This is a genomic window from Pseudovibrio sp. Ad26, from assembly GCF_001623285.1.
Lineage (GTDB): Bacteria > Pseudomonadota > Alphaproteobacteria > Rhizobiales > Stappiaceae > Pseudovibrio > Pseudovibrio ascidiaceicola.
In genome coordinates this window covers 20448-43801 of record NZ_LMCE01000049.1, presented here as the reverse complement: position 1 = coordinate 43801, position 23354 = coordinate 20448, and the positions used below count along the sequence as shown (strand labels likewise).

The window sequence follows — 23354 nt, the reverse complement described above, 5'->3', positions numbered from 1 at the left end:
CAATGAGTTTTATTCGGGCGCGCCGCGTGGTTGCGGCAGCGGCTTTGGCTGCGATGACATTTTCCATGCCAACGGCTTCAATTGCGGAGCCTGTGGTTGATAGCATTCACTTCCTCATTCCAGGCGGTGCTGGCGGTGGCTGGGACGGTACTGCACGCGGTACAGGTGAAGCACTGACCAAGTCCGGCCTCGCAGGCACGGCCTCTTTCGAAAATATGTCCGGCGGTGGCGGTGGTAAGGCCATCGGTTATCTGATCGAGAACGCTGCAAGCCAGCACGGTACGTTGATGGTGAATTCTACGCCAATCGTGATCCGCTCACTGACTGGCGTATTCCCACACAACTTCCGTGATCTGACATTGGTTGCCGGCACCATTGGTGATTATGCAGCCATCGTGGTTGGCAAGGACAGCCCAATCAACTCCATGAGTGACCTGCTTGCAGCCTATAAAGCTGACAAACGCGGCACCGCAATTGGTGGCGGTTCTGTACCGGGCGGTATGGATCACCTTGTTGCGGCCATGGTGATGGAAGCAGCTGGCGAAGATGCAACCATGGTGAAGTACATTCCGTATGATGCGGGTGGTAAGGCCATGGCGGCGCTGCTTTCTGGCGAAATCTCCGCGCTTTCTACCGGCTTCTCCGAGGCGATTGATCTTGCCAATGCGGGTGAAGTGAAAATCATTGGCGTCACTGCTGATGAGCGCGTTGCAGCCTACAAAGATGCGCCAACCATGAAGGAACAGGGCATCGACACCACGTTCGTCAACTGGCGTGGTTTCTTCGGCGCACCGGGCCTGCCAGAGGCACAGGTGTCTGCCTATCAGGAGGCTCTTGCGAAGATGTACGACACCCCTGAGTGGGAAGAAGTGCGGGCACGCAATGGCTGGGTCAACATCCATAACTCTGGTGAAGACTTCCACGCGTTCCTTGAAGGTCAGGAAAAGACCATCGGCGATCTCATGAAGAAGCTGGGCTTCCTCTAAATCAATAAGAATAAATGGATGCGCTCTTGGCAGCGCATCCACTTGTCACGCCAACGGGAGGGGATGATGGCACTGGACCGATGGATTGCACTTGTCATTCTGGCAGTGAGTTTAAGCTACGGATACACCGCGTTTTTTCTGATGGACGCTGGTTTGCCACCGTTTATGCGGTTTAACCCAATCTGGCCGAGCACGTTTCCAAAAGTCATTGCGGTGCTGGCTGCAATCACAAGCCTCGCCATTTTGCTCGGGTTTGAGAAAAAGCCTGCAGATTCAGATGCAGACGAAATCGATTTCAGCAGATTATGGGACTACAACATTGGTCAGGCCGTGTTCCTGCTGGTTCTGATGGCGGGCTATGCTCTGTTGCTTCGTCCTGCTGGCTTCCTGCTCTCCACACTGCTCTTTCTGGTGATCTCGGCTGCTCTGCTTGGAGAGCGGCGTTTTGTGATCCTTGTGCCTGTTGCAGCCATTGCTGCTGGCGGTGTCTGGTATCTGGTTCAGCAAACACTGGGAATTTATCTCAGTCCTCTTCCAACATTTTTCAACTAGGAGGCCACGATGTTAGACGGTATTTGGGTTGGCCTCTCGACGGCCTTCTCGTTTTCTAATCTTTTGATGGTAATCGGCGGCTGCCTGATTGGCACGTTCATCGGCATGTTGCCGGGTCTTGGGCCTATGTCCATCATTGCCATCATGATCCCTGTTGCGATCTCCATCGGTGATCCTTCCGCGGCCTTGATCCTGCTTGCAGGCGTTTATTATGGCGCGATTTTTGGTGGCTCCACGTCCTCCATCCTCATCAATGCACCAGGTGTGGCATCCACTGTTGCAACAAGCTTTGATGGCTATCCATTGGCACGCCAGGGCAAGGCGGGCAAAGCGCTGACAGTTGCGGCGATTGCTTCTTTCGCAGGTGGCAGCATCGGCGCAATCCTGCTGATGATTTTTGCACCTGCGCTCGCATCCGTGGCGCTGCTCTTCCACTCAGCTGAATACTTTGCTCTGATGGTCGTCGGCCTTTCCGCAATCGCTGCTTTTGCGGGCAGTGGACAGGTGGGCAAAGCCCTGCTCATGACGCTTGTTGGCCTGATGATGGCAACCGTTGGTGAAGGGGCATTGTTCAACCAACCACGCTTCACTATGGGTATCTTAGACCTACAATCTGGATTCGGATTCATCACGCTGGCCATGGCCATGTTCGCCCTGCCTGAAGCTCTGTTCCTCGTGTTAGATCCATCCCGTTCCAACTCTGGTGGAAGTAGCGGCGACATCAAGGACCTGCGCATCACAAAGGCAGAGGCCAAGAAAATTGCGCCAGTGATTGGTCGTCAGTCAATTCAAGGCTTCCTGATTGGGGTTCTTCCGGGAGCTGGCGCAACAATCGCGTCCTTCCTCGGCTATGCGGTAGAACGCAACATCGCGCCAAAAGAAGAGCAGGCGGAGTTCGGCAAGGGGTCTGTCAAAGGTCTCGCAGCCCCAGAGTCCGCTAACAACGCGGCATGTACTGGTTCTTTTGTGCCTTTGCTGACGCTCGGAATTCCGGGCTCCGGGACAACTGCGATCCTGCTCGGTGCACTGATAGCCTTGAACGTCTCTCCGGGACCACGTCTTATGATTGATCAGCCAGAGATTTTCTGGTCCGTGATCATCTCCATGTATGTGGGCAATGTGATCTTGTTGATCCTGAATCTGCCGCTCATCCCCTACATCGCCAAGGTGCTGGCTGTTCCGCGTAATTATCTCATTCCGTTCATTCTGTTTTTCACCCTTATGGGCGCTTATATTGGACAGAACAATGCAACGGAACTGCTGATGCTTGTTGGCTTTGGTGTGTGTGCAACGCTCCTGCGTTTTGCCAACTATCCGCTGGCTCCGCTGTTGATTGGCTTCATTCTGGGCAGCATGCTGGAAGATAATTTCTCCCGGTCTATGCAGCTTTATGATGGGATTGGCTTTATCATGGAACGCCCGATGACCATGGGCCTGCTGGCTCTGGCTGTTATTCTGGTCGTTTTGCCAACCATCCGTGCGCGGCGTGTTCGCAAGCAGGAATTGGAAGCCGCTGAAAGCGACTGATCAAACCGCAGCTGGGAAACTGAGTTTTGGTGATTGAGAAGAAAGACTGGTCCAATCTGTCCATAACGCTTGCCATTGCAGGCGCAGGGGCTGGTCTTTTTTCCTTCCTCGGATTCCCGGCAGCCCCCCTCACCGGCTCAGCTCTCGCCGTTTCGCTCGGTGGCTTGCTTGGCGCTCCTGTTATCGTTCCTCTTTGGTTGCGCACGCTCTGTTTCATTGTTTTGGGTACGAGCATTGGTTCTGGTGTGACGCCTGCTGTTATCGATGCCGCGATTACGTGGCCTGCGAGCTTCTTGGCGTTGGGGATCAGTCTTATCCTGAGTATGCTGATCAGCCGTGCGATTTTGGTACGGTTTTTCGGGTTTGATGCTTATAACGCTTCACTCGCCTCCTCTCCGGGGCACCTGAGCTACATCCTCAGCATGGCGGCAGACAGCAAAGCGGACGTTACCCGCATTGGGTTAGCGCAAAGCACACGGGTCTTGTTTCTCACCATCTGCGTTCCGCTGTTTATCTCGCTGCTTTTTGAGGAAGCGGACGTTTCTTTTCTGCCAGCACAAAACATCAGCTTGCTCTCTGCGGTCTACCTGTTGCTCGGGGCAGCTGTGGTTGGAACCATCTTCCTGAAGCTGAAACTCCCCGCCGCCTACTTGCTCGGTGGGATGCTTGTGTCTTCTCTGGGGCACGTGAGTGCACTCACACCCGGCAAGATGCCGGACTGGGCCACGCTCAGCTCGTTTCTGGTGATGGGGGCTTTGATTGGTACTCGCTTTAAGGGCGTCAGTCTTGACCTTTTCGCTAAAGCCGTAGGCGCGGGTGTTGTTGTCACGCTCATAACGGTTGGCATGGCAATCCTTGGAGTTGTGTTGGTGATGCCGCTGGTTGGCCTGGACCCAAGCTTGTTGTTCGTCGCCTTCGCTCCGGGCGGAGTAGAGGCCATGGCTGCTATCGCTGTGCAAAGTGGTCTCGACCCCACCTTCGTCGCCGCCCACCACGTCTTCCGCCTGCTTCTGCTGACCTTTGTTGTGCCTTTGATATTGAGGCGCTCAAAGACCGCTCTCCCCGCAAAAGGTCAGCTGTGAATCTACGTAGCATATGAGCTGAAAAGTGCATTACGAATAGGTTAGGCGGAAGTATTTTCCTTAAATTCGATCAAAGCTCAAAAATTTCCCTTATTCATGAAGGTATATCAGTTGGCTCAAGAGATTAATTCTCAAGGCAACCTGATAGCCTCGCGGAATAAAAATATTCCAATGAAACCGACGGGGAGTTTAATGAGCGCAGCTTCACTGGATACTTTGGGTACGCTGGAAAGCCGAGTACGATGGCTTGCCTCCTGGACCATTCACAATGCCAACCATCTCCGCGGTTCTGACGTTGGTGATGTGAAAGTGGGCGGCCATCAGGCGTCTTGTGCCTCCATCAGCACTATAATGACTGCGCTTTACTTCCATACTCTGAGCCCTCAGGACCGGGTGGCGGTGAAGCCGCATGCCGGACCAATCTTCCATGCCATTCAGTATCTGGCCGGGAACCAGACCCTGGAGAAGTTGCAGAACTTTCGTGGGTTTCATGGTGCTCAATCTTACCCCTCTCGCACCAAGGACATTGATGACGTTGATTTTTCAACTGGCTCTGTTGGACTTGGTGTCGCCCAGACGCTGTTTTCGTCACTGGTGCAAGACTATGTGAAGGCGCATGGCGGGCTTAACAAAGCGCCGGAAGGTCGTATGATCTCGCTAGTTGGCGATGCGGAAATGGATGAGGGGAACATCTATGAGGCATTGCTGGAGGGATGGAAACATGGCCTGCGCAATTGCTGGTGGATCGTGGATTATAACCGCCAGTCATTGGATGCCGTGATCCGTGAAGGCCTTTGGGAGAAGTTTGAGAGCATCTTCCGCAATTTCGGGTGGGAAGTCGTCACTCTTAAATTCGGTAGCCTGCAGGAAGAAGCCTTCAAAGAACCGGGTGGCAACAAGCTGCGCGACTGGATCGATCTGTGCCCCAATCAGCTTTATTGTGCCCTTGCTTATCAAGGTGGTGCAGCATGGCGTAAGCGATTGCTGGATGATTTGGGAGATCAGGGCGAAGTCAATGAATTGATCAATCGGCGCAGTGATGCAGAGCTGTCCAAGCTCATGTGCAATCTTGGCGGTCATGACCTACCCTCCCTGATTGATGCATTTGAGCATGCCAAGACCCATGATCGCCCGGTCTTGTTCCTGTGCTATACGGTGAAGGGCTTTGGCCTGCCGTTGGCAGGGCACAAAGACAACCATGCAGGCCTGATGACCTCCAAACAGATGGAAGACTACCGTCAGATGGAAGGCATCCGCGAGGGGCATGAGTGGGACAAATGGGAAAGTACATCTGATCCGCAAAACCTTCAGGCCTTCGTGACTGGCGCTCCGTTCTTCTCAAAAGGCAACCGACGATATTCAGCAAAGACTGTACCGGTTCCCGCGCAATTACCTGCACCCAATGCAGCAGAAAAGATGCTCTCAACTCAGATGGGTTTTGGACAAATTCTCCACGAAATCTCCAAGCAGGATGAAGAGCTTGCCAAGCACATTGTGACGACCGCACCAGACGTGACGGTCTCCACCAACCTTGGCCCATGGGTCAATCAGCGTGGACTGTTCGCGAAGGAAGAACTGGCGGATACGTTTAAGGCAGAGCGGATACCCTCCACCTTCAAATGGGCGTTTTCTCCGCAAGGCCAGCATATTGAGCTGGGTATTGCAGAATCCAACCTTTTCCTCCTCCTTTCTGCACTTGGGTTGTCACACAGCATCAACGGTCAGCGCCTGCTGCCGATTGGCACAGTTTATGATCCTTTCATTTTGCGAGCCGCAGATCAGCTCAATTACGCCTGTTATCAGGATGCGCGTTTCATGCTGGTGGCAACACCATCCGGTGTGACACTGGCACCGGAAGGTGGGGCGCACCAGTCCATCAGCACGCCGTTGATTGGCATGGCTCAGGACGGGTTGGCCGCATTTGAACCAGCCTTTGTTGATGAGCTGGCGACCATTATGCGCTTTGGGTTTGATTATATGCAGCGTGATGGTGAGGGTGACCCGGACGAGCGTACATGGTTGCGGGATCAGACCGGTGGCTCCATTTACCTGCGTCTTTCAACCCGCCCATTAGAACAGCCACTGCGGACCTTTACTCCTGAGGAAGTGCAGGACATTGTCGATGGTGCTTATTGGCTGCGCAAGCCGGGACCCAATGCGGAAATCGTGATCGCGTATACGGGAGCCGTTGCGCCAGAGGCAATCAACGCCGTTGGGATGATGGCGGAAGACCGCCGTGATGTCGGGCTGCTGGCAATCACATCTGCTGATCGCCTTAATGCAGGGTGGACAGCTGCACAACGCGCTCGGGACCGTGGGGCAATGCATGCGCGCAGCCATATTGAGCGTCTGTTTGACGATGTGCCTGACAATTGCTCACTCATTACAGTGCTGGACGGACACCCCGCTACTCTTGCGTGGCTTGGTGCGGTGAAAGGCAACACAATCCGCACTCTTGGTGTAGAGCATTTTGGTCAGACTGGCACCATTGCCGATCTTTATGCTCATTACGGCATCGACACCCAATCCATTTTGCGGGCGGCTGAAACGATTTCGACAGGTGGCAAGATTCGCCACATTAAGGCGAGTTAGACTTGCAGGCGGAAACGGTGTGTGGTGCATTGTTTCTGCCGTTCCAACTGTTCAGTCTCGTTCTTACTGACCTCATGCCTGCTGCAAGGACTTCGCCGTGACCTCAGATCTTTCCCAGTACACGCTTGGCTATGACATCCCTGCCCTACCGGGAATGAAGCTGGATGATGTGCAAACGCCTGCTTTGATTGTTGATCTTGATGCCTTTGATCATAACCTGCTGAAAATGCGTGATGAGATTGCCAAGTATGGTATTCGCCATCGCGCTCACTGCAAAATGCATAAGTCTGCTGAAGTTGCAAAACTACAGATAGAGCGAGGCAATGCTTGCGGCGTGTGCTGCCAAAAGGTGAGCGAAGCAGAGGCTCTGGCGAAAGCGGGTCTCACAGACATTATGGTGTCCAACGAGGTGTGCGATCCATATAAGATTGATCGTTTGGCACAGCTCCCTAAACTTGGAGCGCGTATCCTAGTCTGCACCGACAATCTGGCAAATATTGCGGATCTTTCACGGGCAGCAGTTAAACACGCAACACAGCTGGAAGTTCTGGTGGAACTGGATTGCGGAGGTGCTCGGTGTGGTGTGGCAGATAGTGCTGCTGTGTTGGAGCTGGCAACTGCAATCATAGCAGCCCCCAACTTACGGTTTGCGGGCATTCATTCCTATCAGGGCGCTGCACAACATGCCTATGATTATGCTGATCGAAAAGCGCTGCTGGATACGGCAATCACGATCACCAAGGATGCTGTAGACCTGCTGGAAAGCAAGGAGATCCACTGTGATATCGTTGGCGGTGCAGGGACAGGCTCATACCCGTTTGAAGCCGCATCCGGCGTATTTAACGAGTTGCAATGCGGGTCCTATCTGTTCATGGATGCGGACTATCGCAAAGTGAAGAACAAGGATGGCAAACACTTACCTGCTTTTGAGCATGCCCTGTTCCTGCTGACTTCGATCATGTCTACCGACATCGATGGGCAAGCCGTTTGTGATGCAGGGCTGAAGGCACACAGCATCGATTCCGGGCCGCCGACTGTGTTTGAGCGGTCTGACCTGCAAAGCCTCGACTATTCAGATGAGCATGGCGTCCTGAAGGATCCGCAAAACTCGTTGAAGATCAACGATAAGATCAAGCTCGTTCCAGGGCATTGCGACCCGACCTGTAACCTGCATGACTGGTATGTGGGCGTGCGCAACGGCGTGGTGGAAACGCTCTGGCAGGTTACTGCGCGGGGCAAGTTTTACTAGGTGTACCGAACCTTGGTTTGACAGCAGCACCCATCCTCTGTAGGTTGCGCGGCAAGGGATCAGGCCCCTGCCGCTCGCAGAGCAATGCTCATGGTGAAGTCTGAAACAAAAGATGCGATTTCAGCCCAGACAAGCGGGTTGATGGCAATGCGAGCTCCATCAAGTTGATCCCGCATAGTTCGAGGCTATGAAATGAACGGATCTCTTCCTTCCCTTTCCGCGCTCAAAGCGCAAGCGAAGCAATTGCGTGCTGCGCTGGAAAAACGCGGCGAAACTATTTCGCACTCCCAAACCCTTGAACTTATTGCTCGCCAGCAAGGCTATAAGGATTGGAACACCCTTTACGCTGCCGTTGGTAACCGTCCACCGGTGTTGTTCTTGCGGCCCGGCGATCGGGTTGCTGGCAAGTATCTTGGACGACGGTTTGCAGCAGAAGTTCTTGGTGTTCAAAGCTCAGTCGCAGCCCACCGGGTGAGGCTGACATTACACTTTGATGAGCCGGTCGATGTGGTGAGTTTTGAGAGCTTCTCCTCTTACCGCCAACGGGTAACTTGCACCGTAAATGCAGATGGCATGACCAGCGAAAAGACCTCTGACGGTGAACCGCACATGGTTCTCATGGGACTCTAGGCTTTCCTCACAAAAAACCAGGAGACACTAAGCCTCCCGGTTTGAAATGAAATGCGGGTGATCCTATCAAGCATAACTCAATGGAACGATAGCATGTCCATGGAGTTCACCAATCAGGAGACGCTGGATATCACCTTCTGTGCTGAGTGCTACCTCGCCCGCATCTACGCTTTCGGCACCTATTACTGATCGGGGAAGCTTAAGATCCAGAGAGATATCGCGCAGCCGGACTTTCTCCTGAATGACTTCAATATTGGTGCTCTTGTTTTGGCCACGCAGCCGAGGAGTTGAGAACAAGGTATGCAGCACATATCGCTTGTGCTCCGGCTGGTGGCGTAAGATCACCCTGAGACCGGGCATTGGCTCATGGGTGGTGCTGACCATCGGCTCTTCCAGTAAGGAGCCAATGAGATTTCGCAGGGCTTCCAGCAAAACCACTGGACCTTTCTGCATGTAGATGGAAAACACAGAATGGGCGAGATAAGTGATTGGCCCTTTTGTGACGCCCACCGCATAACCAGATTTATCACGCCTGTTTGGTGTGTGCTGATGTCCGCAGAAGTGTTTGATAGAGCGGGCAAAGTAAGGCTCATAGACATCGCCCAATGAGATGCCATCAGTCACCTTAATCCTCTGTGATCCCTCATAAAAGCACACCGGAGTTTGGGGAACTTCACCAAACTCCGGTGCGGACAGCAGTGCATAGTCTACATCAAACGGACTGGTCCCGCAGTACTCAGCACCAACATCAAACAGGAAGCCGTCTTCATCAAGACCGCTTCTACCGGAAAGCAGAAGCTTGCCTCCGCTTGTCAGATAAATATTAAGCTTTGCTTTGAGGTCAGCATCCACTTGCACGTTGTCGGGCAGGATTAAGAGTTTGTAGGAGCTAATATCACAATTGCGGTCCAGAACATCAAACTGCATCTGACATTCCAGAAGCAAACGTACGACGCCCTCGTCTCCCGGTACGTGCTTGGGCCATGTGCGGATTGTATAAGGATCATTGATCGCTTCGGCAGAAAGAATGCCGATCTCTGCTATCCCTTCACTGCCTTCGTGATAAGTCTCGCGTTTTTCGATCAACTTGAACGCTTGCCCGATGCGCTCATAGGTGGTCTGGTCAATAATGCCGGAAGGGTGCAGCTGATCTCCGATGGAGCTGCCAGCTCCAAACGCCAGCATCATCGCGCTTTCCTGTTCCAGCGCTGCTCCCGGCTTGTAGGTGCCAAACTCACCCCAGAATGTGTGGAACTTGCCGGTCATACCCAGATACTTGGCTCCAATTGTCTCTGCATAGCGTGCGGAAACTGGAAAGTGTTCGTAGCCCCATCCCCCTGTCGGCAAGCTTTCAATTTCCAAGTGACTGTCAAATCCGAGGATACGGCGGTCGCCCCGTGTGACGTGGCCGTGATTGTGAAACACCGGCAGATCTGCATGAACACAACGTGCAGCCTCTGTGGTTTTGCTCAGGAACTGCTCACGCATATTTGCTGCATGCTGCACAAGATGCTTGGTGTTTTGCCAATCCAACCCTTTGGCATGTAATGCATCTATGCTTTGTGAACTGAGACTGACATATTGATGGCAGATGTCGAGAAAGATACCATCTCCTTCCGGAAACATCTGTGCCACTTCTTTAATCTGCGCACAAAGGTAATCCAGATAGCTGGTACCGAAATCCAGAATGCCCCAGCTTGGGCCTTGCAAATGATCGACCCCGCCTGTGGTGATCCACTTGCCGTCCTCATCGACCACGCGCCATTCCGGGTGCTCATGGCAGGCCAGCTCATCCCAGGCGCAGCTTAGGTAGATGGGCGTTGCTATGCCGCGTGCTTTACAGGCATCAATCTGACGGCGCAGCAGGTTTGTCTTCAGGTTGGGATGAGGCTTGCCGACTTCGGTTGGATGGTAGGAATAGCCGTGGTGGCACTTGGCGAAGAGCGTGATGGACTGTACGCCCGCTTTCAGCAACGTATCGCCAAATTCGTTCTCATCAAAATGCAACCCGATATCAGGTACTTGTGGGCCGGTATGAAAATCCAGATGCACTTGCCGCAGCAACAGCGGATCACTCAGTGTTCTTCTCGTCATTATGCAAATTCCTTGGTGAGCGCGATCGTTTGCTCGCGCTCGTCAAACAGATAAATAGCTTCGGGGTTTAAAGAGACGGTCCATGGTGTCCCAACGTCATGAAAATGCTGCCCGTTCTCCAAAACGGAGACGTATTGTTTGTTAGGCAACATCATGTGAGAGAGAGTTTCGCGGCCTAGTTGCTCCACGACACTAATCGTGCCATGGAGAGTTGAAAGGCCGTGTTTGGTTTCGCTCACCTCATTGGGTCGGATACCAACACAGACTTTCTTCCCTTGTTGAGCCGCATCAAGCCCGTGCCAACGATTGGGGATCTCCAGTGCGATTCCGCCCCCTAGATCCAAATGCAGGCGTTGCTCGGTGACTGAGGTGATATGGCCGTGCAGAAAGTTCATCTTTGGTGTGCCGATGAAACCAGCGACGAACTTATTGCAAGGTGAGTTGAATAACTCGATGGGCGTGCCGACTTGCTCGATCACACCGTCTCGCATCACCACAATCTTGTCTGCCATGGTCAAGGCTTCCACCTGATCATGGGTCACATAGATCATCGTAGCCTGCAGCCGGTTGTGTAGCTTCATCAGCTCCAGGCGCATCTGCACACGCAACTCGGCATCCAGATTGGAGAGCGGTTCATCGAACAGGAACACGTCCGGATCGCGAACAATGGCACGGCCAATAGCAACACGTTGACGCTGGCCACCGGAAAGCTCTCCCGGTTTACGGTTCAGGAGCGGCTTGATCTGCAATGTCTGCGCAACGTCTTGCACTTTCTCTTTAATGAGGGCTGAGGGTTGTCGCGCCACGCGCAAGCAAAAGCCGATGTTCTGCTCCACACTCATGTGCGGGTAGAGCGCGTAGGATTGGAACACCATGGCGATGCCGCGCTTGTCTGCCTCAACATTGTTGATGACACGTTCCCCAATTTGGATGGTGCCTTGGACGATGTCTTCGAGGCCGGCAATTAGCCTCAGGAGAGTTGATTTTCCGCAGCCGCTTGGTCCTACAAGCACAACAAACTCACCGCTTTGGACGGCCAGATTGATGTCATGCAACACGTCCACATCACCGAAACTCTTACAAAGATTAGAGATAGTTAGCGTCGTCATTTATTTTCCCATTCCTGTAAGAGAACGAACAAAATGCTTTTGCATGGCCAGATAAAGCGCAACGATGGGCAAGGCGGAAAGCAGCACCGCAGCCATGATCGCCCCCCAGTCGCTGGAGTACTGTCCTTGAAAGGAAGTTAGCCCCAGTGGCAGTGTCTTCACCCCCTTTGAGGTGAGGATCAGCAGGGCGATAAGGAACTCATTCCACACAAAGACCACCTGAAAGATTGCTGCGCTGAGCAATGCAGGTTTGGAGAGCGGCAACACGATGGAAAACACTGTGCGCAGTTGAGAACAGCCGTCCAGTTTTGCAGCTTCCTCAAGATCTTTTGGGAACTCCAGAAAGAACGCATAGAGCAGGATGACGGTAAACGGGATGCCGAAGGCGATGTAAGGCAGTATCAAACCTGCCAGCGTGTTGAGTAGACTGAAGCCATCCAGCAACTGGAACATGGGTACCAGCACAGCATGCAGCGGCACCGCATAAGATGCCACGATAAGCATATAGACCCACATGCGCCCCTTGAATGGAATGCGCGCCAACGCATAGGCAGCAAGGGTTGAGATCGCGACAATGCCAGTGACTGAGAACACCGAGGTGATGAGTGAATTGAGGAAGTAAGTTCCAATCCCGGAAGAGAACACCCGCTCAAAGTTGCCGAAGTAAAGTTCGCTCGGCAAGCCAGATGGATTGGCGAAAATCTCACTACGTTTCTTGAAAGCAGTGAACACCATCCAGCTGAGCGGCGTGAGAATGAACACGCAGTAGCCTCCAATGAAGACGTACATCATGAGCCGAAGCGTTTTGAAGGGCATCCTGATCATTTGTCCCTCCGACTGGTGCGCAGCTGAACAAGGCCGAGGCCAAGAGCGATCACGAGCAGAACGACTGAGACAGCATTGGCGTATCCCATCCGCCCGATGGTGAAGGCGTTTTGAACGATATATGAGCCCATCACCTGAGTTGAGTTACCAGGTCCGCCAGAGGTGAGAGCGTAAACAAGATCAAAGACTTTGAAGGCACTGATCACTGTGATCAGAACGCATACGATCAGCACATTGCGCAGCTCTGGCAAAGTCACATTGAAGAAACTCAGGATCGGGCCGGCGCCATCCAGTTTGGCAGCTTCATACAGCTCCCGCGGGATGCCCTGCATGGCGGCAAGCAGGATGATCATCATGAAGCCGGTGTATTGCCAAAAGCCCACGAAGATGATGGCGTAAAGGGCGATACCCTGATCCCCCAGCCAACCACGCATGGGTGTTGACCAACCCATGTTGAAGAACAGTTCTTCAATCATGCCTGTGTTGGGATCAAACACCAAACGCCACAATAAGCCAATGGCAATGGTGGAGATAACGATAGGCATGAAGATGATCGCGCTGATCACGCTCTTTCCGCGCTTGATGCCACGATCCAGAATGGCAGCCAGCAACAGACCCACCCCGATCTGTAGGATGATGCCTGTGATTGCGATGATGATGTTGTTTTCAAACGCAATCCAGAACACATCGTCCTGCACAATCTCAATGTAATGAGAGAAACCGACGAACTGCTTGCTGGGTGACGTAAGTCCAAATTTATAAAGCGAATAAACGAGTGTTTGAGTAAACGGTACGAAAATAAACAGGGCAAACAGGCTGAGGGCCGGTAACACCATGATCCACCCGAAAATGGAACTCGTGCTGATGATAAAGGATGGAGTGGCGCGGCCAGCCGCGCTCTCCTGTTCCAATGGTATTGTCATGAGTTAAGACTTTGCTGAAAGCGTTGAAGGCTTAGCCCTGTTGCTCTTTTGCCTTTTGAGCGCGCGCACGGATTTCACTCATGGCTTGCTCGGGAGTCTTGGTTTCATTCAGCACTTCCTGGATGATGCTGAGGTAATGCTCAGAAACAGACTTCTCCAACCCAACATCCAGAATAAGCACCAGACCGGCATAGCTGCCTGCATCCTTGGCGATTTTGCGGAAAATTGGCGTGCCGTCTTCCTCACCCATATGAGAGGCATTAACGGGCAAACGACCGAAATCACGCGCACGCTTTGCTTGGGTTTCTCCAGAAACGAGGAAATTCACAAAGGTGGAGGCGGCATCCATGTTTTTCGTTCTGGCTGAGATCTGATAGCCTTCCAGCAGAGCAAAGTTATAGCCCTGATTGCCTTTGCCGTTTTCTGCTGCTGGGAAGCGGGCGAGATCATAACCGCCTTCAAGGCCTTCGCTGTCAAACGTGCCCGGACACCAGTTCCCGCAGTAAATCATGGCAGCCTGGCCGGCAGCAAACAAGCTGCGGGAGGCATCGGCGGTGGTGGCGTTAGGTGCTTTGCTGAAGCAACCTGCCTGACTGAGATCAACAAGCGTTTGCAGTGCTTCCACATAGCCTTGATCAGAGAACAGTTCAGAGGCATTGCCTTGCAAAGCATAGTCTTTTGCCACTTGCGCTTCACCGACGATCTTTTGGTTTAGTATGGAGATGTAGTGCACACCCTTCCATTTCTCGGCGTTACCCAAAGAAATGGGTGACATGCGCGGGTTGATATCGCGGATCGCTTTGCAGGAAGCTTTCAGTTCCCCAAGTGTGGTTGGAATGCTGAGGTTGTTATCTGCGAAAAAACCAGTGTTATAGAACATGTACTTGGTGATCAGATGGGTCGGCACGCCGTGTATTTTGCCGTTCACGGAGAAGGCGTCAAACATGCCTGGCGCGATCTTCTCACCCCACATACCAGGTTTCTCGCTAATTTCTGTCAGATCAGCAGTCAGGCCATTACGGGAAAGAACCGCAGCATCTTCGCCAGACCAGTTGAAGAAAATATCTGGTCCTGCGTCTGAAGCGAGCGCGACTTGCAAACCGGTCTTGTAGGCATCATTCGGAAAAGTCTCGTAGTTGATCGAGATGCCGGGATTGTTCTCCTCAAAGGTGGCGATCACCTCTTCCCAATGTTTGTTGACCGCATCAGAAGAACTGGTCAGGTTCCAGACTTTGAGTTCTGTTTCCGCATTAGCGGATGAAAATGATGAAAACGCAAAAAGAGAAGCCGCTGCTGCGAGCCGAATTAATTTCATAATATCCCCCCAGACTAGCAGGTCCTCCCCCATCGAGACCCTGCGTCATACAAGAAGTTTTCCCTTAGTTGATACCGTTGTCAACTAATTTCAATATTTTCAACTTTGTTGCAAAGCGGCATATTTGCTTGGCACAGAACCTATGTTCTATGAAACAAAAGCACTTTCCCCTTCTCCAACCTCTGTGAAAAAAGTCAAAGCAAACGGGTGACGGAATCACGCAGGATCACATCACAGGAGACAGTCATTTTACGTGAGGAGGAGGAAATGCCATTGTTAAGCCGCGTCAACATCATCTCAACCAAGCGGGTTGCAATTACATCATGCGGCTGTGCAATTGCTGTGATGCTGGGGGTTAGCAAGCGGAAGAAATAGGGATCATCATAGCTGACCAATGAGAGGTCTTGGGCGACTTCCAATCCCATCTCTTTCATCGCTTCCAACACACCCATAGTCATCTCATAGTTGACTGAGAATAAAGCCGTTGGTCGTTCAGGTAAGGCCATCAACTGTTGAAGTGCGAAATATCCATCTGAAAGACGCCAGTCTCCTTCGCAGATGTATTCACTGCGTACCTGTAGATCGCCCTCTTCCATCGCATCGCAAAAGCCCTGAAAGCGTCCACGTGAGGAGGATTGCAGATCACTGGCTTTGATAATTGCGATGCGCTCATGCCCCATTTCGATCATATGCTGAACAGCACGTTTGGAGGCTTCTCGATTGTTCACTAGCACTCGGTCAATATCGATGCCTGTGGATTCATCGTTGAACAGAACAATTGGCTTTTGCAAAGAGCGCAACTGATCCAGCGAGATGGTGTTGTTGAATGTGCCACTCATCACCACCCCGTCAAACTTGCGGGCGTTCATGATGGACAGAAGATTATCCAGCTCGCCTGGTTCGTTCTTAAGATGATAAGTGGTGACCTGATAGCCATGATCGAAAAACTGAGTGATGGCGTTGGAGAGCACCTGGGTGTGGAACTCATCAAACCCATCCATCACCACAGCGACTGTCTTGGTCACATCAGTTTTCATGGCCTGGGCGAAGGTGTTGGTTTGGTAACCCAGCTCCTTGATAGCTTCGCGAATGCGCATCTCGTTGGTTTTGCGCACCTCACGCCCGTTGATGAAACGCGACACCGTGCCTACGGCCACTCCAGCACGCTCAGCTACATCCACTATGGTGGCTGCCTGACGGTCGTCTCTTGTTTCGCTCATCCGCTTCCTCGTGACATGCTGTTGCAAGCACCGGAGATTGCATGAGTTTGCCAGTGGACACAACCACCCTGTGTATCAACGCAATTTCAGCGGCAAAATACTCTGGTAGTCGAAACTCCTGCTTGAACATCCATGCTGTATTAAACTATACTGTGATACTCATGTTTAAATTACTGGCGGAGTGACACGACCGCCAGACGCACCAAAGAGGCGCTACCCATGGATGTTGGGGCAAATGATGTTTATCTGGAACGCCAACCGGAAAGACTGGTTCTTGAGGGATATCGCCGTTGGTCCTCTGGCTTTGAGACAGGTTCCATCACGCCTTGGGAAATGGCTTGGGACCTCTACAGTGAGGCGCTTGGTCATCAAAATGCCGGCGTGGCGCTCGCCAGTTTGTCCCAATATGTGCGGACACTAAAGCGCTGCGCAGCATGTCCGCTTCGCTCTTACCCTTACGACTCTCAACATTTATGTGTCGAAGAATGTTTGACCATGGGTCTGATTGCAGGTCTGCAGCACGATGTTGATACGGTCGACCTCTGCCTGCAGCACATCACCTGCCCGCAAAGATGCGAAGAAGTTGAACAAGCAGCTTCAAACTTTGCCGAAACGCTCAAGTCCCTCGGTCAGGTCATGCTGCCCGTGCCATCCCACGTTCTGACAGATATTCTGAAGAAGAATTCAGGCGGAAGCGTACATTAAGGTTGATGCAGGCAGCGCTTATAGGCTTGGGCTGGGCTGCAAAGACACAAATAGAAAACCATCATTCAGGTATTGCCGTAGTTTCTTCTGTATTTACGAGCAATGGAGCTCAGATTGCTTAGGTTGGCGATTATGACTCATACGCACGTCATGCTGGGTGTATGCATGTGTTGTTGCTTCTGACAGACCATGTTTTGCTGGCTTTCGCTCCCAAATCCCTCCTCTTCCTTACATTAATACCTCGAGCATAGTTCGCTGATATCTCACAGTTTTCCTTTTGGGTGCGCTGCGATAAGTCAAGGGTTGTGCACAGCTGATGTTTACAAGCGTAAAATCATGGCTCTAAAATTGGTCTGACGTCTGATGACAGACAATATGAAACCAACATCTGTGCGGAGCCTAATGTGCCAAGCCCATCCAATAATAAAATTCGGCCAATCAAGACCGAGGACAGAAGCGATGCAATCCTGCAGTCGCTTACAGATTTCATCGTGGAGGAAGGCTTGCAGCCCGGTGACAGATTGCCCACGGAACGAGAGCTGATGAACGGCCTGAAGGTTGGCCGCTCGTCCATTCGTGAGGTGATCCGCCATTTGCAAGCATTGGGGATCGTGGAGATCCGCCGTGGGTCAGGGACATACTTGAAGCGCCCGCTCTCGGAGAAAACCGTTTACCTGCCACTGTCCATTGCAACCAAGCGCGATGGCCTGTTGCAAACGCTGGAAGTGCGCCGGGCACTTGAAGTTGAGGCCTCTATACTGGCAGCCAAGCGGGCGACGCCGGAAGAGATTGACGAGATGCGCACCAAGTTAGAGCATATGGAGTCGGTCCATCACCTCAACGGCACGGCTGGCCCGGAAGACCTTGAGTTTCACCTGTCTATTTACCGCGCTGCAGGCAATCCGCTGTTTGAGCAATTGTTGCAGCAGATGCGGGAATCTTTTGAGAGCTTTTTTGATATGCCGTTCGACCGCAAAGATTTTGCCGGACGGTCTTTTCCTTTTCACCGACAATTATTTGACGCCATTGCCGCTGGAGACACGGAGATGGCCCGCAAACATACCTTGGAAATTTTGAGCGTGGTTGAAGAAGATATTGTGCAAATGGCACAGGAAACGGACGCAGTATGATCGACCTGTGGGGGGAGGACACAGCAACAATCGTGGCGCATGATGAAACATCCTTCGCGGATGCAGTCGTGCCACCTATTTTTCAAAACTCGCTTTTCACGTTCTCGTCCTATCAGGAGATGTGTGAAACCTTCGCGGGTAAGATCAACCGCCCGGTTTATACGCGCGGCATTAATCCAACCGTCCGTGCGTTTGAGGAGAAGATTGCCAAGCTGGAGGGTGCTGAAGATGCACTGGCGCTTTCCAGTGGTATGGCCGCTATTTCATCAGCCATCCTGTCTGTGGTGAATCCCGGTGACCGGATCTTGTCCGTCAAACATGTTTATCCAGATACTTTCCGTTTCTTTGAAATCTTCCTGCGCAAGTTTGGTGTGAGCGTTGATTACATCGATGGCGGCAATCTGGCGACGGTTGAAGCTGCCTTGCCCGGGCATACTCTGTTTTATCTGGAAAGCCCGACCAGCTGGATCATGGAGGCCCATGACGTGAAAGCGTTGTGCGCACGGGCTAGGGAAGCCGGTGTCACAACGACCATCGACAACAGCTGGGCTTCACCCATCTTCCAGAACCCGATCAAACTGGGCTGCGATATTGTGGTCCATTCAGCATCCAAGTACATCAGCGGCCACAGTGATGTGGTTGCGGGGGTGATCGCTACGTCTGCTGCGCGTGTGGCGCAAATCCGCGGAGAAGTGACCCAGTATTTGGGTAGCAAGATCGCACCGTTTGAGGCGTGGTTGTTGTTGCGCGGCCTGCGGACACTGCCAATCCGAATGAAAGCCCATGAGCAGGCTGGGATGGAGATTGCCAAGCGACTGGCTGAACATCCTCGCGTGAAAACTGTTTTTCATCCGGCGTTCCAGAATAAGGCCCATCCGGGTCTGCGTGGAACTTCCGGTCTCTTTTCAATTGAACTGGCAGACAATGTCAGCGTCGAAGCACTGTGTAACCACCTGAAAATTTTCAAAATGGGTGTGAGTTGGGGCGGGCATGAAAGCCTGATTTGCCCTGCGCAGGCCTCTCTCATTCAATCGGGAGGACCAAACTCAACCGCATTCTTTGGCGTGTCACCGCACGTCGTTCGCCTGAATGTTGGCCTTGAAGACCCTGAGGATCTCTGGGGGGACCTCGAAGAAGCGTTAGGGGCAGCATCAGAATAACATTGCTAGAGGAGAGGCAATTATGAGTTTGAAAAAGTTATTGGCTGCAAGTCTTGTGGCAACAGCTATTGCAGGTCCGGCAGCTGCTGAAACCAATCTTCGACTGGTGGAGGTGATCACGAGCCCGGAACGTACCAAGGTCTTGCAGAGTATTGTTTCAGAGTTCGAAGCGGAAAATCCAGGCACCAACGTCGAAATCATCTCGTTGCCTTGGGGGCAGGCGTTCGAGAAGTTCGCGACTATGATTTCTGCTGGTCAGACGCCGGATGTGGTTGAAATGCCAGATACATGGGCCGCGCTTTATGCCAACAATGGCGCTTTGGAAAGCCTTGAGCCTTACCTGAAAAGCTGGGATGGCACAGACAAGCTGAACGCCCGCACCATTGAGATGGCACGCAGTGGTTCCGGTACAGCTTACATGCTGCCCTACGGCTTCTATCTGCGCGCCATGTTTTACAACAAGAAGCTCTTCAAGGAAGCGGGTGTTGAAAATCCACCTGTGACATTGGATGACTTCCGCGATGCCGCTGAAAAAGTATCGGCTCTTCCTGGAAAATACGGCTTCTGCCTGCGCGGTGGGTCCGGCGGTTTGAATGGCTGGGCTGTGTTTGGTGCAACGGCAGCTGGGACTGATCAGTTCTTCGATGAGGAAGGCAACAGCATCATGTCCACGGACGCGTGGATCAAAGGTGCCCAGTTCATGGTGGATCTCTATCAGGATGGTCTTGCGCCAAAAGACAGCCTGAACTGGGGCTTCAACGAGATCGTGGCAGGCTTCTACTCCGGCACGTGTGCCATGCTAGATCAGGATCCGGATGCGCTTATCGGTATTTCGCAACGCATGGACCCAAATGATTTTGGTGTAACCACCATGCCAAAAGGTCCAAACGGCAAGGCCTACCCAACCATCGGGTATGCGGGCTGGTCCATGTTTGCTGACAGCGAAGACAAAGACGCCTCCTGGAAGCTGATTGCGAAGCTTCAAAGCCGCGATGCAAACTTGGAGTGGTCCAAGCGCGTGGGAACTCTGCCTATCTACAAAGATGCAGAAAGTGATCCGCACTACAACACACCACAGTTTGCTGGCTGGTTTGAAGAGCTGTCCGACCCGGACGTTCACCCGCTGACAATGCCAACCCACTTGGAAGAGTTCGCGTTCTTCAAAGATTCCATCTCCATCCGCACCAGTCAGGAAGCCCTGCTGGGTCGCAAGTCTGCGGAAGAGTTGGGCAAGGAGTGGGGGGATTACCTCACCACAGCACAGAAAAAGTGGCTGGCTAAACAGTGATGACAGCTGCCACAGACCTTGGAACACACCCTGCCAGTCGGCAGGGTGTGGCCTCCCGCAGATTCCTATCCCGATTTGAGCCTTACTTTTACGCCTCTCCAGCCATTGTATTGCTGGTGACGGTGATGATGGTGCCGCTGGTTGTTGGCCTGACTTACACGGTCAGAGACATTCGCATCCTCAACCCGTTCAGCGGTGGTTATGTGGGCTTTGCGCATTTTGAGGCGATCTGGCATGACCAGAACTTTCACAATGCCCTTTACAATACCTTCTGGTGGACAGTCACCTCGCTGTTCTTTCAGTTCTTTCTGGGTTTAATGCTGGCTCTGCTGCTCAACCGTACGTTTCCGGGACGGCGCATCATCCAGTCGCTTGTTTTTCTGCCATGGGCGGTGCCTGCGTTCCTGTCTGGCCTCAATTGGGCGTGGATGTTCAATCCGGTCATCAGCCCTCTGCCGCAATGGCTGTTTGCGCTCGGTATCCTGAGCGAGCCGACCAACATTCTGTCGGACCCTGACCTCGCCATGTGGGGACCAATCGTCGCCAACATCTGGTTCGGCATTCCGTTTTTTGCCATCACCTTGTTGGCTGCACTTCAGTCTATTCCGGGTGAGATTTATGAGGCTGCCTCCATTGATGGGGCAAGCCGCAGGCAACAGTTTGTCAGCATCACTCTGCCGTTTCTAGCGCCAACCATCGCGATTACGCTGATGCTGCGCACCATCTGGATCGCCAACTTTGCGGATCTCATTATCGTCATGACCAATGGCGGACCGGCAGATTCAACGCAGATCGTGTCCAGTTACATCTTCACGCAGGCCTTCCGTCGTCTGGACTTTGGCTATGCCTCCGCAATTGCGGCTGTGCTGCTGGTTCTGTTGATGGCTTATGCGGTCTCCATCATCTTCATCAGACGCAGTCTGCTGCGCGAAACCTGAGGCTCTGTCATGGCATATTATGCAAAATCAAAGGGCCAACGGGTGGTGGACTGGAGCATCCATTACGGTTTGCTCGCCTGTTATTTGTTCTTTGCGCTGTTTCCGCTCTTCTGGCTGTTCAAGGTTGCGGTGACACCGACCAAACTGCTCTACTCTGAAGGTATCCGCATGTGGCCCTCGGAAATGACGTGGGCCAACTTCACGCAGGTGATGACAGATACGGACTTTCCGCAGTTCTTCATCAACTCGGCCATCGTGTCAGGTTCAACGGCTGTCATTTCCACATTGATCGCAGCAGCGGCGGGCTATTCGTTTTCGCGGTTTCACTACCGGGGCAAGGCGGTCATCATCGTGTTGATGCTGATCACCCAAATGTTCCCACTGGTCATGCTGATTGCGCCGATCTTCCGCATTCTCACGCCGCTGGGGCTGACGGACAGTCTGCTTGGACTTGTGGTGGTCTACACGGCCTTCAACGTTCCGTTCGCGACGTTTTTAATGCAGTCGTTTTTTGATGGCATTCCCAAAGACCTTGAAGAAGCAGCCATGATTGACGGTAACACCCGCTTTGGAGCGCTGGTGAAGATTATCTTCCCGCTCACCTTGCCGGGCATTGCAGCCACGCTTGGCTTTGTCTTTACCGCTGCATGGAGTGAGCTGCTCTTTGCGCTGATGCTGGTCAGCAGTCCGGATGCAGTCACCTTCCCGGTTGGCTTGCTCACGTTCGTCTCCAAATTCTCTGTCGATTTTGGGCAGATGATGGCAGCGGGCTTCCTGGCTCTCATTCCAGCAGCAATCTTCTTCTTCCTCATCCAGCGTTATCTGGTGCAGGGTCTTACCGCCGGTGCGGTCAAAGGATAACGAGGTACCCTATGGCTTCTATTCAAATCACCGAGGCAACCAAATCCTACGGAAACACCGCTGTTCTGCACGGGATCGACCTGAACATTCAGGATGGTGAGTTCATTGTACTGGTCGGCCCGTCTGGCTGCGGCAAATCCACCTTGCTGCGCATGATTGCGGGGCTGGAAGAAGTGACAACTGGCTCGATCTCCATCAACGAGCGGATTATCAATGATTTGCCGCCGCGAGACAGGGACATCGCAATGGTGTTCCAATCTTATGCGCTTTATCCGCATATGAGCGTGGAAGAGAACATCAGCTACGCGATGACCCTTCGCAAATCGCCAAAGGAAAAGATCGCCAGTGCGGTTAACGGTGTCTCCAGCATTTTGGGTCTGAACGGTCTTCTGGAACGGCGTCCCAAAGCCTTGTCTGGCGGGCAGCGACAACGCGTTGCCATGGGGCGGGCGATTGTGCGTGATCCGCAGGCATTTTTGTTTGATGAGCCGCTTTCCAATCTGGATGCGCGACTCCGCGAGCAAATGCGCTCGGAAATTCGCAAACTGCATCGCAAACTCAATGCTACGTCTATCTATGTCACGCATGATCAGATTGAAGCCATGACCATGGCCGACAGAATCGTGGCGATGCATGATGGGTATATTCAGCAAGTTGGTACGCCGCTGGAAATCTACGACAAGCCAGCCAACGTTTTTGTGGCTTCGTTTATCGGTTCACCTGCCATGAACTTTATCAGGGGCACAGCGGTGGCGTCTGGCGAGGGGTATCACCTTCAAACAGATCAAGGACACCAGATTAATTTGCAAGAAAGCTCGGATTTGAAGGATCGGATGGACGTTATTCTGGGTGTGAGACCGGAGCATCTGATGATCGTGGAGGAAGGTCCGGCAAGTCTCCCGGCAACTGTGGATCTTATTGAACCGATGGGTCTTTCCACGCTGGTTCATGTGCGTGTTGGGCAAGACAGCCTTAAAATCTTCACACTCGACCGGCCTGATATTGCTGAAGGCACGCAGGTTCACGTGTCTTACATTAAAGAAAAGCTGCATATGTTTGATGCTCGGACGGAAATGCGGCTGGAGTCTCCTGTATAAGTTCCCCTGAACTGGTTCGTTGCTGCCGCAACGAACCGTTTTTCTGGACTCAGGGTTTCCACGTTCTTCTG

The 23354-nt window shown here is 52.7% G+C and carries 20 protein-coding genes; 14 read left to right on the top strand and 6 right to left on the bottom strand.

The features are described from left to right. The first annotated feature begins 2 nt into the window (after positions 1 to 2). The 7 genes from PsAD26_RS09185 to PsAD26_RS09155 all read left to right on the top strand — a co-directional run bounded on the left by PsAD26_RS09185 (position 3) and on the right by PsAD26_RS09155 (position 8618). Positions 3 to 986 carry a tripartite tricarboxylate transporter substrate-binding protein gene (locus tag PsAD26_RS09185; protein ID WP_063287501.1) on the top strand — a complete coding sequence of 328 codons (984 nt, stop codon included), beginning with the start codon at positions 3 to 5 and terminating at the stop codon, positions 984 to 986. 66 nt (positions 987 to 1052) lie between these two features. Then, positions 1053 to 1538: a tripartite tricarboxylate transporter TctB family protein gene (locus tag PsAD26_RS09180; RefSeq protein ID WP_063296019.1), complete on the top strand. Its 486-nt coding sequence runs from the start codon at positions 1053 to 1055 to the stop codon at positions 1536 to 1538. Between the two features lie 9 nt (positions 1539 to 1547). Beyond that, positions 1548 to 3065: a tripartite tricarboxylate transporter permease gene (locus PsAD26_RS09175; protein ID WP_063310150.1), complete on the top strand. Its 1518-nt coding sequence runs from the start codon at positions 1548 to 1550 to the stop codon at positions 3063 to 3065. A gap of 29 nt (positions 3066 to 3094) precedes the next feature. Next, positions 3095 to 4147 (top strand): AbrB family transcriptional regulator, encoded by a 1053-nt coding sequence (locus PsAD26_RS09170; protein ID WP_208985599.1) that lies wholly within the window; start codon positions 3095 to 3097, stop codon positions 4145 to 4147. Positions 4148 to 4339: 192 nt separating this feature from the next. Beyond that, positions 4340 to 6739, top strand: a complete 2400-nt coding sequence (locus PsAD26_RS09165; protein ID WP_063310148.1) for a transketolase — start codon at positions 4340 to 4342, stop codon at positions 6737 to 6739. Positions 6740 to 6836: 97 nt separating this feature from the next. Beyond that, positions 6837 to 7988 (top strand): DSD1 family PLP-dependent enzyme, encoded by a 1152-nt coding sequence (locus tag PsAD26_RS09160; RefSeq protein ID WP_063310147.1) that lies wholly within the window; start codon positions 6837 to 6839, stop codon positions 7986 to 7988. Positions 7989 to 8180: 192 nt separating this feature from the next. Beyond that, positions 8181 to 8618, top strand: coding sequence for a glyoxalase superfamily protein (locus tag PsAD26_RS09155; protein ID WP_063310146.1), 438 nt, complete (start codon positions 8181 to 8183; stop codon positions 8616 to 8618). A 66-nt stretch (positions 8619 to 8684) separates the two neighbouring features. On the opposite strand, the gene PsAD26_RS09150 is transcribed toward PsAD26_RS09155, so the two are convergent. The 6 genes from PsAD26_RS09150 to PsAD26_RS09125 all read right to left on the bottom strand — a co-directional run bounded on the left by PsAD26_RS09150 (position 8685) and on the right by PsAD26_RS09125 (position 16104). Next, positions 8685 to 10712 (bottom strand): alpha-amylase family protein, encoded by a 2028-nt coding sequence (locus tag PsAD26_RS09150; protein WP_063310145.1) that lies wholly within the window; start codon positions 10710 to 10712, stop codon positions 8685 to 8687. Beyond that, positions 10712 to 11821, bottom strand: coding sequence for an ABC transporter ATP-binding protein (locus PsAD26_RS09145; protein ID WP_084403625.1), 1110 nt, complete (start codon positions 11819 to 11821; stop codon positions 10712 to 10714). The genes PsAD26_RS09150 and PsAD26_RS09145 overlap by 1 nt, the downstream gene beginning before the upstream one ends. Then, positions 11822 to 12646, bottom strand: coding sequence for a carbohydrate ABC transporter permease (locus PsAD26_RS09140; protein WP_063310144.1), 825 nt, complete (start codon positions 12644 to 12646; stop codon positions 11822 to 11824). Further along, positions 12643 to 13569: a sugar ABC transporter permease gene (locus PsAD26_RS09135; RefSeq protein WP_063310143.1), complete on the bottom strand. Its 927-nt coding sequence runs from the start codon at positions 13567 to 13569 to the stop codon at positions 12643 to 12645. Before PsAD26_RS09135 ends, PsAD26_RS09140 begins: the two co-directional genes overlap by 4 nt. 31 nt (positions 13570 to 13600) lie before the next feature. After that, complete coding sequence (locus PsAD26_RS09130) at positions 13601 to 14884, bottom strand: extracellular solute-binding protein (RefSeq protein ID WP_208985598.1); 1284 nt, start codon at positions 14882 to 14884, stop codon at positions 13601 to 13603. A 194-nt stretch (positions 14885 to 15078) separates the two neighbouring features. Further along, positions 15079 to 16104: a LacI family DNA-binding transcriptional regulator gene (locus PsAD26_RS09125; RefSeq protein ID WP_208985597.1), complete on the bottom strand. Its 1026-nt coding sequence runs from the start codon at positions 16102 to 16104 to the stop codon at positions 15079 to 15081. Between the two features lie 219 nt (positions 16105 to 16323). On the opposite strand from PsAD26_RS09125, the gene PsAD26_RS09120 reads away from it, so the two are divergent. The 7 genes from PsAD26_RS09120 to ugpC all read left to right on the top strand — a co-directional run bounded on the left by PsAD26_RS09120 (position 16324) and on the right by ugpC (position 23283). Beyond that, a complete protein-coding gene (locus PsAD26_RS09120) occupies positions 16324 to 16809 on the top strand; it encodes a hypothetical protein (RefSeq protein ID WP_063310141.1) in 486 nt (161 codons plus the stop codon). Positions 16810 to 17213: 404 nt separating this feature from the next. Then, positions 17214 to 17939 carry a FadR/GntR family transcriptional regulator gene (locus PsAD26_RS09115; protein ID WP_057461439.1) on the top strand — a complete coding sequence of 242 codons (726 nt, stop codon included), beginning with the start codon at positions 17214 to 17216 and terminating at the stop codon, positions 17937 to 17939. Then, positions 17936 to 19099 carry a PLP-dependent transferase gene (locus PsAD26_RS09110; protein ID WP_063310140.1) on the top strand — a complete coding sequence of 388 codons (1164 nt, stop codon included), beginning with the start codon at positions 17936 to 17938 and terminating at the stop codon, positions 19097 to 19099. The genes PsAD26_RS09115 and PsAD26_RS09110 overlap by 4 nt, the downstream gene beginning before the upstream one ends. A gap of 28 nt (positions 19100 to 19127) precedes the next feature. Further along, positions 19128 to 20387, top strand: coding sequence for a sugar ABC transporter substrate-binding protein (locus PsAD26_RS09105; protein WP_063310431.1), 1260 nt, complete (start codon positions 19128 to 19130; stop codon positions 20385 to 20387). Next, positions 20387 to 21325 (top strand): sugar ABC transporter permease, encoded by a 939-nt coding sequence (locus tag PsAD26_RS09100; RefSeq protein ID WP_063310139.1) that lies wholly within the window; start codon positions 20387 to 20389, stop codon positions 21323 to 21325. The genes PsAD26_RS09105 and PsAD26_RS09100 overlap by 1 nt, the downstream gene beginning before the upstream one ends. A gap of 9 nt (positions 21326 to 21334) precedes the next feature. Further along, positions 21335 to 22186 (top strand): carbohydrate ABC transporter permease, encoded by an 852-nt coding sequence (locus tag PsAD26_RS09095; RefSeq protein ID WP_206600002.1) that lies wholly within the window; start codon positions 21335 to 21337, stop codon positions 22184 to 22186. Between the two features lie 11 nt (positions 22187 to 22197). Then, a complete protein-coding gene (ugpC, locus tag PsAD26_RS09090) occupies positions 22198 to 23283 on the top strand; it encodes a sn-glycerol-3-phosphate ABC transporter ATP-binding protein UgpC (RefSeq protein ID WP_063310138.1) in 1086 nt (361 codons plus the stop codon). Positions 23284 to 23354: the final 71 nt, after the last annotated feature.

What these genes read in the sequence shown, in the direction of transcription:
- PsAD26_RS09155 (WP_063310146.1), top strand. Translation starts at nt 8,181, where the DNA reads ATGAACGGATCTCTTCCTTCCCTTTCCGCGCTCAAAGCGCAAGCGAAG.
- PsAD26_RS09125 (WP_208985597.1), bottom strand. Translation starts at nt 16,104, where the DNA reads ATGAGCGAAACAAGAGACGACCGTCAGGCAGCCACCATAGTGGATGTA.
- PsAD26_RS09185 (WP_063287501.1), top strand. Translation starts at nt 3, where the DNA reads ATGAGTTTTATTCGGGCGCGCCGCGTGGTTGCGGCAGCGGCTTTGGCT.
- PsAD26_RS09095 (WP_206600002.1), top strand. Translation starts at nt 21,335, where the DNA reads ATGGCATATTATGCAAAATCAAAGGGCCAACGGGTGGTGGACTGGAGC.
- ugpC (WP_063310138.1), top strand. Translation starts at nt 22,198, where the DNA reads ATGGCTTCTATTCAAATCACCGAGGCAACCAAATCCTACGGAAACACC.
- PsAD26_RS09140 (WP_063310144.1), bottom strand. Translation starts at nt 12,646, where the DNA reads ATGATCAGGATGCCCTTCAAAACGCTTCGGCTCATGATGTACGTCTTC.
- PsAD26_RS09180 (WP_063296019.1), top strand. Translation starts at nt 1,053, where the DNA reads ATGGCACTGGACCGATGGATTGCACTTGTCATTCTGGCAGTGAGTTTA.
- PsAD26_RS09145 (WP_084403625.1), bottom strand. Translation starts at nt 11,821, where the DNA reads ATGACGACGCTAACTATCTCTAATCTTTGTAAGAGTTTCGGTGATGTG.
- PsAD26_RS09175 (WP_063310150.1), top strand. Translation starts at nt 1,548, where the DNA reads ATGTTAGACGGTATTTGGGTTGGCCTCTCGACGGCCTTCTCGTTTTCT.
- PsAD26_RS09135 (WP_063310143.1), bottom strand. Translation starts at nt 13,569, where the DNA reads ATGACAATACCATTGGAACAGGAGAGCGCGGCTGGCCGCGCCACTCCA.
- PsAD26_RS09110 (WP_063310140.1), top strand. Translation starts at nt 17,936, where the DNA reads ATGATCGACCTGTGGGGGGAGGACACAGCAACAATCGTGGCGCATGAT.
- PsAD26_RS09130 (WP_208985598.1), bottom strand. Translation starts at nt 14,884, where the DNA reads ATGAAATTAATTCGGCTCGCAGCAGCGGCTTCTCTTTTTGCGTTTTCA.
- PsAD26_RS09100 (WP_063310139.1), top strand. Translation starts at nt 20,387, where the DNA reads ATGACAGCTGCCACAGACCTTGGAACACACCCTGCCAGTCGGCAGGGT.
- PsAD26_RS09150 (WP_063310145.1), bottom strand. Translation starts at nt 10,712, where the DNA reads ATGACGAGAAGAACACTGAGTGATCCGCTGTTGCTGCGGCAAGTGCAT.
- PsAD26_RS09165 (WP_063310148.1), top strand. Translation starts at nt 4,340, where the DNA reads ATGAGCGCAGCTTCACTGGATACTTTGGGTACGCTGGAAAGCCGAGTA.
- PsAD26_RS09120 (WP_063310141.1), top strand. Translation starts at nt 16,324, where the DNA reads ATGGATGTTGGGGCAAATGATGTTTATCTGGAACGCCAACCGGAAAGA.